At 68.0% G+C, this 12,653-nt stretch carries 12 protein-coding genes; 9 read left to right on the top strand and 3 right to left on the bottom strand.

The genetic code is table 11. The features are described 5' to 3' along the window. The first annotated feature begins 24 nt into the window (after nucleotides 1-24). The 8 genes from ACT54R_RS03415 to ACT54R_RS03450 all read left to right on the top strand — a co-directional run bounded on the left by ACT54R_RS03415 (nucleotide 25) and on the right by ACT54R_RS03450 (nucleotide 8,225). On the top strand, nucleotides 25-1,062 hold the full coding sequence (locus ACT54R_RS03415; RefSeq protein ID WP_476323643.1) for an ABC transporter substrate-binding protein: 1,038 nt from the start codon (nucleotides 25-27) through the stop codon (nucleotides 1,060-1,062). An 81-nt stretch (nucleotides 1,063-1,143) separates the two neighbouring features. Then, nucleotides 1,144-2,016, top strand: a complete 873-nt coding sequence (locus tag ACT54R_RS03420) for an ABC transporter permease (protein WP_476323646.1) — start codon at nucleotides 1,144-1,146, stop codon at nucleotides 2,014-2,016. Between the two features lie 2 nt (nucleotides 2,017-2,018). After that, a complete protein-coding gene (locus ACT54R_RS03425) occupies nucleotides 2,019-2,813 on the top strand; it encodes an ABC transporter permease (RefSeq protein WP_476323649.1) in 795 nt (264 codons plus the stop codon). Between the two features lie 91 nt (nucleotides 2,814-2,904). Continuing rightward, nucleotides 2,905-3,258, top strand: a complete 354-nt coding sequence (locus tag ACT54R_RS03430) for a cupin domain-containing protein (RefSeq protein ID WP_476323652.1) — start codon at nucleotides 2,905-2,907, stop codon at nucleotides 3,256-3,258. A 28-nt stretch (nucleotides 3,259-3,286) separates the two neighbouring features. Further along, entirely contained in the window at nucleotides 3,287-4,213 is a 927-nt protein-coding gene (locus ACT54R_RS03435; RefSeq protein WP_476323655.1) for a 2-hydroxyacid dehydrogenase, read from the top strand. An 11-nt stretch (nucleotides 4,214-4,224) separates the two neighbouring features. After that, a complete protein-coding gene (locus tag ACT54R_RS03440) occupies nucleotides 4,225-5,718 on the top strand; it encodes an NAD-dependent succinate-semialdehyde dehydrogenase (protein WP_476323658.1) in 1,494 nt (497 codons plus the stop codon). Between the two features lie 34 nt (nucleotides 5,719-5,752). Continuing rightward, entirely contained in the window at nucleotides 5,753-6,826 is a 1,074-nt protein-coding gene (locus tag ACT54R_RS03445; protein WP_476323661.1) for a tartrate dehydrogenase, read from the top strand. A 19-nt stretch (nucleotides 6,827-6,845) separates the two neighbouring features. Next, nucleotides 6,846-8,225, top strand: a complete 1,380-nt coding sequence (locus ACT54R_RS03450; protein ID WP_476323664.1) for an aminotransferase class III-fold pyridoxal phosphate-dependent enzyme — start codon at nucleotides 6,846-6,848, stop codon at nucleotides 8,223-8,225. 62 nt (nucleotides 8,226-8,287) lie between these two features. On the opposite strand, the gene ACT54R_RS03455 is transcribed toward ACT54R_RS03450, so the two are convergent. After that, nucleotides 8,288-9,490 carry an ABC transporter substrate-binding protein gene (locus tag ACT54R_RS03455; protein ID WP_476323667.1) on the bottom strand — a complete coding sequence of 401 codons (1,203 nt, stop codon included), beginning with the start codon at nucleotides 9,488-9,490 and terminating at the stop codon, nucleotides 8,288-8,290. 161 nt (nucleotides 9,491-9,651) lie between these two features. Here ACT54R_RS03455 and ACT54R_RS03460 point away from each other — a divergent pair, with 161 nt between their 5' ends. Then, the gene (locus ACT54R_RS03460; RefSeq protein WP_476323670.1) at nucleotides 9,652-10,098 is read left to right on the top strand and encodes a MaoC/PaaZ C-terminal domain-containing protein; all 447 of its coding nucleotides are present in this window, start codon (nucleotides 9,652-9,654) and stop codon (nucleotides 10,096-10,098) included. Nucleotides 10,099-10,104: 6 nt separating this feature from the next. On the opposite strand, the gene ACT54R_RS03465 is transcribed toward ACT54R_RS03460, so the two are convergent. Together ACT54R_RS03465 and ACT54R_RS03470 are read right to left on the bottom strand one after the other, a co-directional pair. Beyond that, nucleotides 10,105-10,539: an acyl-CoA thioesterase gene (locus ACT54R_RS03465; protein WP_476323673.1), complete on the bottom strand. Its 435-nt coding sequence runs from the start codon at nucleotides 10,537-10,539 to the stop codon at nucleotides 10,105-10,107. Between the two features lie 9 nt (nucleotides 10,540-10,548). Further along, the gene (locus tag ACT54R_RS03470; protein WP_476323676.1) at nucleotides 10,549-12,597 is read right to left on the bottom strand and encodes a 3-hydroxyacyl-CoA dehydrogenase NAD-binding domain-containing protein; all 2,049 of its coding nucleotides are present in this window, start codon (nucleotides 12,595-12,597) and stop codon (nucleotides 10,549-10,551) included. Between the last annotated feature and the right edge of the window lie 56 nt (nucleotides 12,598-12,653).

Genomic DNA, 12,653 nt, shown 5'->3' on the forward strand with positions numbered 1-12,653 from the left:
GAAGCGGCCAAGAGGAGAAAAGGCATGCGCTTTTCAGTCTCGATCCCGGTGATGACCGCGGCGCTGGCCCTGTCGGTGGCCACCGCCTCTGCAGAGCAGATCACCTTCGTCTCGCAGGGCGGCGCCTATCAGGAGGCCCAGACCAAGGCCATCCTGAATCCCGCGGCCAAGCTGCTGGGCATCACCATCAACCAGGACAGCGCCCCGGATGCCTGGCCGGTCCTGAAGACCCAGGCCGCCACCGGCAAGCCCATCTGGGATGTCATCGACGCGCCGACCACCATCTGCGTCCGCGGCGGCGACCAAGGCATGGTCGAGAAGCTGGACTTCTCCAAGATCCCCAATGCGGCGTCCATGCCGGCGCAATACAAGACGCCCTATTCGGTGGCCTACGAGTTCTATTCGTCGGTGCTCGCCTACAACAAGAAGAAGTTCGCGAGCAAGGCGCCGCAGACCTGGGCGGACTTCTGGGACGTGAAGGCCTTCCCCGGCACCCGCGCCCTGCGCAACCATCCGCAGGCGACCATGGAAGCCGCTTTGCTCGCCGATGGTGTGCCGGCCGACAAGCTCTATCCGCTCGACGTGGACCGGGCGTTCAAGAAGCTGGAGCAGATCAAGCCGCACATCACGGTGTGGTGGACCTCCGGCGCCCAGTCGGCGCAGCTCCTGGCCGATGGCGAGATCGACATGGAGATGGCCTGGAACGGCCGCGTCGCCGCGGTGATGAAGGAAGGGGCCCCGGTGAGCTTCACCTTCAACCAGGGCCTGCTGCAGGAAACCTCCCTGTGCATCGTGAAGGGCGCGCCCAATCTTGAGGCCGCCTACAAGTTCGTGAATGCCGCCATGACGCCGGACATCCAGGCGAACTTCCCCGCCTATATCGACTACGGCCCGGGCAACCCGGCCGCCTACGCCACCGGCAAGATTTCGCCCGAGCGCACGGCCCAGATGCCGAGCGCTCCGGAGAATGCGTCCAAGCAGGCGCTGGTGTCGCAGGCCTGGTGGGCCTCGCCCGCCGGTGAAGACGCCATCAAGCGCTGGGCGGGCTTCGTCCAGAAGTAAGCCCCCGCGGCAATGCCTCTTTCGGGGCGGGCCGACGCCCGCCCCGCAACACTGCTCCCAAAGATCCTCCAGGAGCCCGCCATGTCGGCCTCGTCAACCGATCCGTCGCTTGCCCACAAGAGGGGGGAGCAGCGTCTCGTCCTGCTGCTGCTCGCGCCCTCGCTTGCCGTGGTCGGCTGCCTGCTGATCGTGCCGCTGTGCTGGCTGGTGTGGCAGTCGGTGCGCCAGGACGGCGCCTTCACGCTGGCCCATTATGCGCGGTTCTTCAGCGATCCCGTCTATTTGACGACCTTCCTGCAGACCTTCCGCATCGCCTTCATCGTCACCGCGGCGACCGTGCTTCTCGGCTATCCCATCGCCTATGTGGCGGCCGGCGCATCGCGGCGATGGAGCATCGTCATCCTCGCGATGGTGATCCTGCCCTTCTGGACCAGCGTGCTGGTGCGCGCCTACGCCTGGCTTATCCTGCTGCAGCGGCGCGGCCTCGTGAACACGCTGCTGACCGATCTCGGGCTGATCCAGAACCCGTTGGCGCTGGTCAACAACGAGCTGGGCACCGTGATCGCGACCGTCCACATTCTCCTGCCCTTCATGGTGCTGCCGCTCTACGCCACCATGCAGAAGATTCCGGCCGAGCTCACCATGGCAGGCGCGAGCCTCGGGGGCTCGCCCTTCTACGTCTTCACGCGGGTCTTCCTGCCCCTGTCGCTCCCCGGGGTGGTGGCTGGCATGGTCCTAGTCTTCGTGCTGACGCTGGGCTTCTACATCACGCCGGAACTCCTGGGCGGCGGGCGCACCTACATGGTCTCCATGCTCGTCTCGCGGAACATCGAGGTCTACAACGAGTGGGGCGCCGCCTCCTCCATCAGCATCGTGCTGCTCGCCTGCGTCTTCCTCATCTTCCGGCTGGCGAGCCTCATCATCCCGTTTGAACGCATCATGGGGGCGCGCTGATCATGTCCCTCTCCCGCATCGTCCTGTACGTGGCCGTGGGCCTCATCCTCGTCTGGCTGATGATCCCCGTCCTCATCATCATTCCGATGTCCTTCTCCGGCGCCCGTTTCCTCGCCTTCCCGCCGCCCTCCTGGTCGCTCAGGTGGTACGAGGCCTATCTGGAAAGCGCCGCCTGGATGCAGGCGACGCGGGTTAGCCTGATCCTCGCCGTGTCAAGCGCGATCCTCGCGACCGTGCTGGGAACGGCGGCGGCCTATGCGCTGAACCTCTCCACGTCGCGCCTCGTGCGCAGCCTGCAGGTGGTGCTGCTCCTGCCGCTCGTCGTGCCCATCGTCATCACCGCCGTCGGCGTCTTCCTCGTCTATGCCAATGTGGGACTGCTCGCGACCATGAGCGGGCTCATCCTCGCCAACGTCATGCTCGGCCTGCCCTTCGTCATCATCTCGGTGCTGACGGGCCTGAGGAAGTTCGATCCCGCGCAGGAGATGGTCTCCCGCAGCCTCGGCATGAACCGGCTGCGCACCTTCTTCATCGTGACGCTGCCGCAGATCCGCCCGAGCGTCATCTCGGGCCTGCTGTTCGCGTTCATCTCGGCGCTGGACGAGACGGTGGTCGCCATCTTCGTCTCGGGCGGCGAGAATCAGACGCTGACCAAGCGCATGTTCACGGCGCTGCGCGACGAGATCGATCCGACGATTGCGTCCATCAGCACGCTTTTGACGGCGGTTTCCTTCCTCATGGTGATCCTCGTCTCCCTCAGCGCCCGCACCGCGCCGCGGAAGAACGCCGACGCCTGAGACCCTGCACGCTTCCTCTCAGATGCGGTGGCCCAGCTAGGCCGGCGCCTGCCTCCCTCTGCCTCCCGATCTGCCGTCTGGAACCGCGACCATGAGCAACCTCATCGCCTTCGACCTCGCCGCCCCCGGAACGCCGCGCGAAAGCAAGCCGGCGCCGGACCGGCTGATCGCCGGCGACCCGAGCTACAAGACCTGGGAAATCGCGGCGGCCGGCCACAGGGACATCCGCACCGGCATCTGGGAGGCGACGCCCGGCGTCACGCGCTCCATCAAGGGCGAGACCTGGGAATATTGCACGATCCTTTCCGGCGTGGTCGTGTTGACGGAGGATGGCGGCGCCCCGCGTCGCTTCTGCGCCGGCGACACGTTCGTGCTGCGGCCCGGCTTCGTCGGAACCTGGGAAACGCTGGAGACCGTGCGCAAGCTGTGGGTCGCCGTTTCCTGAACCCCCTCACGCACATCAGGCTTCACCCATGGCACTCCTCTACATGGCCGATCCCGCCCGGGGCGAGATCTGGCGCCGGCTGATCGGCGAAATGGCGCCGGATATCGACGTGCGCATCTGGCCCGACATGGGAGACCCGGCCGACATCCGCTGGGTCGCCGTCTGGGACGTGCGGGTGGACCTCGCCGCAACGTTTCCGAACCTCGAAGTGATCTTCTCCACCGGGGCCGGCGTGGACCACCTCGACCTCACCCGCATCCCGCCCCGCATTCCCGTGGTGCGCATGGTGGAGCCCGGCATCGTGGAGGGCATGGTCGAATACGTGACCATGGCCGTCCTCGCGCTCCACCGCGACCTGCCGACCTATATCGACCAGCAGAAGCGGCACCTCTGGGCGCAGCATTATGAAACCCCGGCAGCGCAACGGCGCGTCGGGATCATGGGGCTCGGCTCGCTGGGACAGGCGGCGCTCGCGCCGCTTGCGGCCTTCGGTTTTCCGCTGGCGGGCTGGAGCCGCTCGCCCCGGGACATTCCGAATGTGGAGACCTTCGCGGGCGAGGCCGGGCTCGGGCCCTTCCTGGCCCGCACCGACATCCTCGTCTGCCTGCTGCCGCTCACCGCCGAGACGCGGGGCATTCTCGATGCGCGGCTGTTCGCGCGGCTGCCGACGGGCGCACGGATCGTCAATGCGGGCCGCGGTGGCCATGTGGTGGCCGAGGATCTGGTCGCCGCCCTTGATGCCGGCACCCTCTCCGGCGCGGTCCTCGATGTCACGGAGCCGGAGCCGCTGCCGCCGGAGCATCCGTTCTGGAGCCATCCGCGCATCCTGCTGACGCCCCACGTCGCGAGCCTCACCCGGCCCGAGACCGCCGTCATCAGCCTCCTCGACAATCTCCGCCGCCACGCCGCGGGCGAGCCGATGGTCGGCCTCGTCGAACGCAGCCGCGGCTATTGAAAGCCTCGCCCATGTCCCTGGCCGCTGAACACGTCCTCAACCTCGCCGACCCGAGCCTCCTCGTCCAAGCGGCGTTCATCGGCGGGCAGTGGTGCGCCGCCGATGACGGCGCGACGCTCGCCGTGGAGGATCCCGCCACCGTCCGGACCGTGGGCACCGTTCCGGCCTGCGGCGCGGCCGAGACGCGGCGGGCCATCGAGGCGGCCGAGATCGCATTCCGCTCGTGGCGCGCCGTGCCGGCCGCCGAGCGCGCGCGTCTGCTGGAGCGCTGGAACGACCTGATCCTCGCCAACGGCGCGGACCTCGCGCGGATCATGACGGCCGAACAGGGCAAGCCCCTCGCCGAGGCGGAGGGGGAAGTGCGCTACGGCGCCTCCTTCGTGAAGTGGTTCGCGGAGGAGGCGCGGCGCATCTACGGCCGCACCATCCCCGCGCCCGGGGCTGACCGGCGCATCCTGATGCTGGAAGAGCCCGTCGGCGTCACCGCCGCCATCACGCCATGGAATTTCCCAATCGCGATGATCACCCGCAAATGCGCGCCGGCCCTCGCCGCCGGCTGCACCATGGTCATCAAGCCGTCGGAGCTGACGCCATTTTCCGCTCTGGCTGTGGTGAAGCTGGCGGAGCGGGCCGGCATTCCCGCCGGTGTCATCTCCGTGGTGACGGGCCTGCCGGCCGCCATCGGTGATGAACTCACATCGAACCCTGTGGTGCGCAAGATCTCCTTCACCGGCTCGACCCGTGTCGGCGCCCATCTCATGCGCGCCTCGGCGGGGACGCTGAAGAAGCTCAGCCTGGAACTGGGCGGCAACGCGCCCTTCATCGTCTTTGACGATGCCGACCTCGACCTTGCGGTGGAGGGGGCCATGGCCTCCAAGTTCCGCAATGCCGGACAGACCTGCGTGTGCGCCAACCGCATTCTGGTGCAGGCGGGAATCCACGACGCCTTCGTCGCCCGCCTCGGCGCGCGCATCGCCACGCAGAAGGTCGGACCGGGCACGGAGCCGGGCGTCGGCATCGGCCCGCTCATCAACCGCGCTGCCGCCGAAAAGGTGCACGCGCACGTCGCCGACGCGCTGGCCAAGGGCGCGCGCGTGGCGCAGCAGGCCGAAGAGTCCTGCGCGGAGGGCAATTTCGTCGCGCCCCTCCTCCTCACCGGCGCAACCACCGACATGCGGCTCGCCAATGAGGAGACCTTCGGCCCCGTCGCCCCGGTGTTCCGGTTCGAGACCGAGGCGGAGGCGATCGCCATCGCCAATGGCACCCCCTACGGCCTTGCCGCCTATTTCTTCACCGAGGACATGCACCGCGCCTGGCGGGTCGGCGAGGCGCTGGAATTCGGCATGGTCGGGCTCAACACCGGCGCCATCTCCATGGAGGTGGCGCCCTTCGGCGGCGTGAAGCAGTCCGGGCTCGGCCGCGAGGGCGGCTACCTCGGCATCGCCGAATATCTGGAACCCAAGGCCTTCCACATGGGCGGGCTGCGCCTCACGGCCGCCGTCTGACCCCAATCTCCCACATATCGCAGGAAACGTGACCATGGCCGCAAGACACTATCGCATCGCCGTCATCCCCGGAGACGGCATCGGCAAGGAAGTGATGCCCGAGGGCGTGCGCGTGCTGGAGAAGGCGGCGGCGCTCTATGGCTTCAGCCTCGATCTCGCCTGGCATGATTTTGCCTGCTGCGATTACTACGCCCGCCACGGCGAGATGATGCCGGCGGACTGGAAGGCGCGGGTCGGCACCTCGGACGCCATCCTGTTCGGCGCGGTTGGCTGGCCGGACACGGTGCCGGATCATGTCTCGCTCTGGGGCTCGCTGCTCCAGTTCCGGCGGGAGTTCGACCAGTATGTGAATCTGCGCCCCGTGCGGCTGATGCCCGGCGTCCCCTGCCCCCTCGTCGGCCGCAAGCCGGGCGACATCGATTTCTGGGTGGTGCGCGAGAACACGGAGGGCGAATACACCTCCATCGGCGGGCGCATGTATCCCGGCACGCCCCGCGAACTGGTGATTCAGGAAACCGTCATGTCGCGCCACGGCGTGGACCGGGTGCTGAAATTCGCGTTCGAGCTGGCCATGCGGCGGCCGAACCGGCACCTGACCTCGGCCACCAAGTCCAACGGCATCGCGATCACCATGCCCTATTGGGACGAGCGGGTGGAAGCGATGGCGGCGACCTATCCGGAGGTGCGCACCGACAAGTACCACATCGACATCCTCACCGCTCAGTTCGTGCTGCACCCGGACCGCTTCGACGTGGTGGTCGCTTCCAACCTGTTCGGCGACATCCTCTCCGATCTCGGCCCCGCCTGCACCGGCACCATCGGCATCGCGCCTTCGGGCAACATCAATCCGGACCGGACCTTCCCCTCGCTGTTCGAGCCGGTGCACGGCTCGGCGCCTGACATCGCCGGCAAGGGCATCGCCAATCCGGTGGGCCAGATCTGGTCGGCGGCCATGATGCTCGAGCATCTCGGGGAAATGGACGCCGCCGCGGCCATAGAGCGGGCCATCGAGCGGGTGCTGGCCGATCCTGCGGGGCGCACGGCCGACATCGGCGGGACCGCCAACACGCTCAGCTGCGGAAAGGCGATCGCCGATGCCCTCGCCTGACGCCCGGCAGCGCCCCGCAATGCCCGCGAATTCCCTCCAGGTGCTCGACCGCGATCACCTCATCCATCCGGTCATGTCGTTCCGTGGCCATGAGAAGCATGGCGTCACTGTGCTGCAGTCCGCGTCCGGCATGTTCCTGCGGGATGCCTCGGGGCATGAGTTGCTGGATGCCTTCGCCGGCCTGTGGTGCGTGAATGTCGGCTACGGGCAGGAGAGCATCGTGGAGGTCGCGGCGGAGCAGATGCGCCGCCTGCCTTACGCCACCGGCTATTTCGGCTTCGGCTCGGAACCTTCCATCCGCCTTGCGGCGCGCCTCGCGGAGCTGGCGCCGGAGGGACTGGACTACGTCTACTTCACCCTCGGCGGATCGGACGCCGTGGACAGCGCGGTCCGCTACATCACGCATTACTTCAACTCCACCGGACGGCCGGCGAAGAAGCACTTCATCTCGCTGGAGCGCGGCTATCACGGCTCCTCCTCCACCGGGGCGGGCCTCACCGCCCTGCCGGCGTTCCATGCCCATTTCGATGTGCCGACGCCGCGCCAGCACACGATCGCCTCGCCCTACCCCTACCGCAACCCGGTGGGCGGCGACCCCGCGGCGGTGATCGCCGCCTCCGTCGCCGCATTGGAGGCGAAGGTCGCCGAACTCGGGGCCGACAACGTGGCCGCCTTCTTCTGCGAGCCGGTGCAGGGCTCGGGCGGGGTGATCGTGCCGCCGCACGGCTGGCTCAAGGCCATGCGGGAGGCCTGCACGCGCCTCGACATCCTGTTCGTGGCCGACGAGGTCATCACCGGCTTCGGCCGCACGGGGCCGATATTCGCCTGCCACGCAGAGGCGGTGTCGCCGGACCTGATGACCGTCGCCAAGGGCCTGACGGCCGGCTACGTGCCCATGGGCGCGGTGCTCATGTCGGACCGGATCTATCAGGCCATCGCCGACGGGCTGCCGCCGGAGGCGCCCATCGGGCACGGCTTCACCTATTCCGGCCACCCTGTGAGCGCGGCGGTGGGCCGCGAAGTGCTGCGCCTCTATACGGAGGGCGGCATCCTCGCCAATGGAGAGGCCCGTGGACCGGCCTTCGCCGCGGGGCTCGAAGCCCTGCGCGATCATCCCCTCGTGGGAGATGCCCGCGCGCGCGGGCTGCTCGGTGCATTGGAACTCGTGCGCGACAAGGCGGCGAAGACGCGCTTCGACCCCGCCACGGAGCTGCCGCGCCGTCTGTTTGAGGCCGGCTACCGCAACGGCCTCATCTTCCGCGCCTTCGCCGACGGCACCATCGGCCTCGCCCCCGCGCTGACCTGCACGGCCGACGAGATGGACCTCTTGTTGTCGCGCCTCGCCCGTACCCTGGATGATGCGCTCGACGACGCCGAGGTCCGGGCGGCGCTCGCGTAGACCGGACTTCGGCTTTTCGTCGGGCCTTCTGGCGATGCCCGGGATTGCGAACCCGGACCGCCCTACTTCACCAGCGGGCAGCCACCTTCGGCGAGGGGGCGGAAGGCCTGCGCGGCCGGAATGGTCGCGAGGGTCTCGTAGACGTCCCATTCGCCCTTGGATTGCGCCGGAGTCTTCACCTTGAACAGGAACATGTCGTGGACCGCGCGACCGTCGATGCGCACCTCGCCCTTGCCGAACAGGGGATCGTCGATGGGCATCGCGCGCATCTTGGCGAGCACGGTGTTCGTATCCTTGGTGCCGGCGGCCTCCACGGCCTTCAGATAGTGCATGATGGAGGAATAGACGCCGGCATGGACCTGCGTCGGCATCTTGCCCTTGTGGAGGGCGGCGAAGCGCTTGGCGAATGCGCGGCTCGCGTCGTCCCGATCCCAGTAGAACGCCTCCGTCAGCACCAGCCCCTGCGCCAGCTTGAGGCCGAGGGCGTGGATGTCGGTGATGAAGGTGAACAGGCCGGCGATGGACTGTCCGCCCTGCACGATGCCGAACTCGGAGGCTTGCTTGATGGCGTTGATCATGTCCTCGCCGCCGCTGGCGAGGCCCACCACCTTGGCGCCGGAGGATTGCGCCCGGATCAGGTAGGATGAGAAATCGCTGGTGCCGAGCGGGTGCTTGACCGATCCCAGCACCTGCCCGCCGGCTGCTTTCACCACCGCCACCGTATCGCGTTCCATGGCGTGGCCGGACGCCTGGTCCACCGCGATGAAGAACCAGCTGTTGCCGCCCTGGCGCACCATGGCGCTGCCGGTGCCGTTGGCATTGGCCCAGGTGTCGTAGGTCCAATGGATGGTGTTGGGCGTGCATTTGGAGCCGGTGAGGTCGGCCGTCGCCGCCCCGGCATTGAGCTGGATCCTGTCCTTGTCCTTGACGATCTGGCTGACCGCCAGCGCGACGGGCGAGCCGGTGACGTCGCCGATGACGTCGACGCCCTCCTGATCGATCCATGAGCGGGCGATGACGGAGCCGATGTCCGCCTTGTTCTGGTGATTGCCCGAGACGATCTCCACCTCGATGCCCTTGTCCTTCCCCTTGAAATCCTCCACCGCGAGGCGGGCGGCGGCGACAGAGCCCGGACCGGCGAGGTCCGAGTAGGGTCCACTCATGTCGCTGAGGATTCCGATCTTGATCCGGGTCTCGGCCACCGCCGGCCCCAGGCCCAGGGCGATTACGGACAGAAGCACACATATACTGATATAATTACGCATGGCGTATCCTCCATGGCGCCTTATATCTCTGCCATTTTCGGCGCCAATTTATGTCAATCACATTCCATATATTGTGTAAATATATTTGCCAATCTGAAAGCCCGCGCTACGCTGTTCTCCCGCGCCTTTCGCGGGATGCTCCGAGCGGAAAGGACAGGGTGATGCAGGACTTCCATGTGAAGCCGGGGGACTCGGCGGTCTTCACCAAGACCGTGGGCGAAAGCGACGTGTATCTCTTCGCCGGGATCACCGGCGACTTCGCCCCGAACCACGTCAACCTGACCTATATGCAGCGCTCCCGCTTCGGCCGTCTGCAGGCCCACGGCGCGCTGTTGGTGGGCTTCATGTCCACCACCGCCGGACTGATCGCGGCGCGCACGCCGCCCGAGGCGAACGAGATCGCCGTGGCGCTCGGCTATGACCGCATCCGCTTCATCAAGCCGGTCTTCCTGGGGGACACGGTGACCACCCTCTACCGCGTCAGCAGTGTGGACATCGCCCGCAGGCGCGCCAGCGCCGGGATCGAGGTGACGAACCAGCACGGCACGCTGGTGGCGGTCGCCTCCCACACGCTCGCGTGGCTGGCGAACTCGCCCGCGGCCGGATAGCTCCTGTCAGGCCTCGCGCAGATGCGCGAAGCGCGCGAGCAGCGGCGTTCGGATGGAGTCGGGGACCGGAATCTTCTGCAGATCCCCCGCCACCACGAAGACTGAGACGAAGCCGGCGGTGAAGCAGATTTGCCCGTCCTGCCTGCCCGTCACGCGAAACGTGAGCGAGGAGGTGCCCAGCCGCGCGGGCTCCACATGGCAGAACAGCGGGGCGCGCGGCGTGATCGGCGCCTTGAAGTCCATCTCCATGTGCACGAACGGGCATCCGATGCCCTGGTCCACGTTCATCCGGAACCAGTTCGTGCCGTCCAGCAGGTCCTCCCAGAAGGCGTCGATCGCCTCCAGGGCGAAGTCCGGAATCCGGCCCGTGTAAGCGATGCGCGCGGGATCGCAGTCGCCGAAGCCGACCCGCCGCTGCCAGATGAATGCGTCGTCGCCCATGGGCCCTCATCAGGTGGTGGGATCGTGCGTCCCGTCGACCGCTGCGCGGCGCAGGAGGTCCGGCACGCCCCAGGACAGCGGGTCCTGAACCTCAAATGCTTCGATCCGGCGCAGGATCTCTCCGAAGCCGAGCCGGCCTGCATAGTGCATGGGACCACCGCGCCAGCGCGGGAACGCGTAGCCATGGATCATCACGAGGTCGATGTCGGCCGGGTTCGCGGCGATGCCTTCCTCGAGAATGCGGAAGCCTTCCTCCACCATGGCGGTCACGGCACGGGCGACGATCTCGTCGTCGGAAAAGCTCCGGCGCGTGAGACCCGCGCGCTCCGATTCCTCCGCCACGATCTTGTCGATGACCGCGGAGGCGGAAGCCTTGCCACCGTCGTAGTCGTACCACCCGGCGCCGGTCTTGCGGCCGAGCCGGCCGGTCTCCTCGACGATGCGGTCGGCGATTGGGATGTAACGGAAGCCGTCCTTCGTGCGCCAGCCGAGCCTCTTGCGATTGGCATAGGCAATGTCGAGGCCGGAGAGGTCCTGCACCTCGTAAGGCCCCATGGCCATGCCGAAGCCGCGCAGCGCCCGGTCCACCTGGGCCGGCAGGGCGCCCTCCATCAGCATGATGTCACAGGTCTGCCGATAGCGGGTGAGGATGCGGTTGCCGATGAAACCGTCGCACACGCCGGCCAGTACCGGGATCTTCTTCAGCCGCGCGGCGAGGCGCAGGACCGTTGCCAGCGTTTCGGCGGAGGTGGTGCGCGCCCGGATCACTTCAAGCAGCTTCATCACGTGGGCCGGGCTGAAGAAATGCAGGCCCAGGAACCGTTCGGGACAGCGCAGGCCTTCCCCCACCCGGTTCACGTCGAGATAGGAGGTGTTGGTGGCGAGGATGGCGGTCTCGGGCAACGCCTGATCGAGGGCGGCAAAGACCTGCCGCTTCACCTCCATGTCCTCGAACACCGCCTCGATGGCGAAATCCGCCGGCGGCAGGGCGCCATAGCCTTCGTGGAAGGAAAAGCGCGCCGCCTGCTCCGCTGCGGCGGCTTCGACGGTGCTCTTGCCCCGCTTCACCGCATCCGCATAGAGCCGGGCCACATTGGTCCGCGCCCGCGCGACGCCGGCCGCATCGCTTTCCACCAGCGCCACGGAAATGCCAATGGCGGCCAGGGCATAGGCAATCCCGGCGCCCATGGTGCCGCCGCCCACCACCACGGCGGAGCCGATCTCCGCACCGCCGGTCTTGCCCTGCGCCATGGCGGCGCGCTCGGCGAAGAAAACGTGGCGCAGGGCCGCCGCCTGATCGGACGTCCTGAGATCGAGGAAGGTCGCGCGCTCCAGCGCCAGCCCCTCATCGAGGGGGAGGCGGGTGGCGGCTGCAAGGAGATCGATGGCCTTCAAGGGCGCGATCTGGCCGGGGCTGCGCTTTCCCGCCAGCTTGCGCGCGGCCTCGATCGCTGCCGGATCGGGCCCGGGAGCCGGGAGCGCGCCGGTCGCGGGCCGCGCCGGGATCGGGAGGGTTCGGGCCGAGGCCACCGGATCAGCGGCGATGGCGTCCACCAGCCCCAGGGCCTCGGCTTCCTGCGCCGGGAGGATCCGGCCCTCGACGATCAGTGAAAGCGCCGCCTCCAGCCCGACCAGCCGGGGCAGAAGCTGCGTGCCACCGGCGCCCGGCACGACGCCGAGCGTCACCTCCGGCAGTCCCAGCGTGGCGCCCGGGGCAGCGATGCGCGCGCGGCAGGCAAGCGCGATCTCAAGTCCCCCGCCGAGGGCCGCGCCAGTGATGGCGGCGATCACCGGAACCGGAAAAGCCTCGATCCGGCGCACGAGGTCCGGCAGATGCGGCGCCACGGGAGCGGCGGCGAACTCCCTGGCGTCCGCACCGGCGACGAAGGTCTTTCCGGCGCCCGTCAGCACCACCCGCCGCACGCCTGCCGCCTCGGCAGCATCGAGCGCGGCCGCAAGCCCCTGCCGCACGGCGAGGGACGTGACGTTGACCGGAGGATTGTCGATGGTGACGAGGGCGATGCCCTCGTCGAGGACGCAATGGACGGGTCCGGGCATGGCGGCCTCACCTGCACACATGAGGGGAGCGCGCCGGGCGCGGATCGGACGCGGAC

This window comes from Xanthobacter sp. DMC47 (assembly GCF_056313845.1).

Bases quoted from the DNA above. Each gene is read 5' to 3' on its own strand.
- ACT54R_RS03415 (WP_476323643.1), top strand. From the start codon at position 25: ATGCGCTTTTCAGTCTCGATCCCGGTGATGACCGCGGCGCTGGCCCTG.
- ACT54R_RS03420 (WP_476323646.1), top strand. From the start codon at position 1,144: ATGTCGGCCTCGTCAACCGATCCGTCGCTTGCCCACAAGAGGGGGGAG.
- ACT54R_RS03425 (WP_476323649.1), top strand. From the start codon at position 2,019: ATGTCCCTCTCCCGCATCGTCCTGTACGTGGCCGTGGGCCTCATCCTC.
- ACT54R_RS03430 (WP_476323652.1), top strand. From the start codon at position 2,905: ATGAGCAACCTCATCGCCTTCGACCTCGCCGCCCCCGGAACGCCGCGC.
- ACT54R_RS03435 (WP_476323655.1), top strand. From the start codon at position 3,287: ATGGCACTCCTCTACATGGCCGATCCCGCCCGGGGCGAGATCTGGCGC.
- ACT54R_RS03440 (WP_476323658.1), top strand. From the start codon at position 4,225: ATGTCCCTGGCCGCTGAACACGTCCTCAACCTCGCCGACCCGAGCCTC.
- ACT54R_RS03445 (WP_476323661.1), top strand. From the start codon at position 5,753: ATGGCCGCAAGACACTATCGCATCGCCGTCATCCCCGGAGACGGCATC.
- ACT54R_RS03450 (WP_476323664.1), top strand. From the start codon at position 6,846: ATGCCCGCGAATTCCCTCCAGGTGCTCGACCGCGATCACCTCATCCAT.
- ACT54R_RS03455 (WP_476323667.1), bottom strand. From the start codon at position 9,490: ATGCGTAATTATATCAGTATATGTGTGCTTCTGTCCGTAATCGCCCTG.
- ACT54R_RS03460 (WP_476323670.1), top strand. From the start codon at position 9,652: ATGCAGGACTTCCATGTGAAGCCGGGGGACTCGGCGGTCTTCACCAAG.
- ACT54R_RS03465 (WP_476323673.1), bottom strand. From the start codon at position 10,539: ATGGGCGACGACGCATTCATCTGGCAGCGGCGGGTCGGCTTCGGCGAC.
- ACT54R_RS03470 (WP_476323676.1), bottom strand. From the start codon at position 12,597: ATGCCCGGACCCGTCCATTGCGTCCTCGACGAGGGCATCGCCCTCGTC.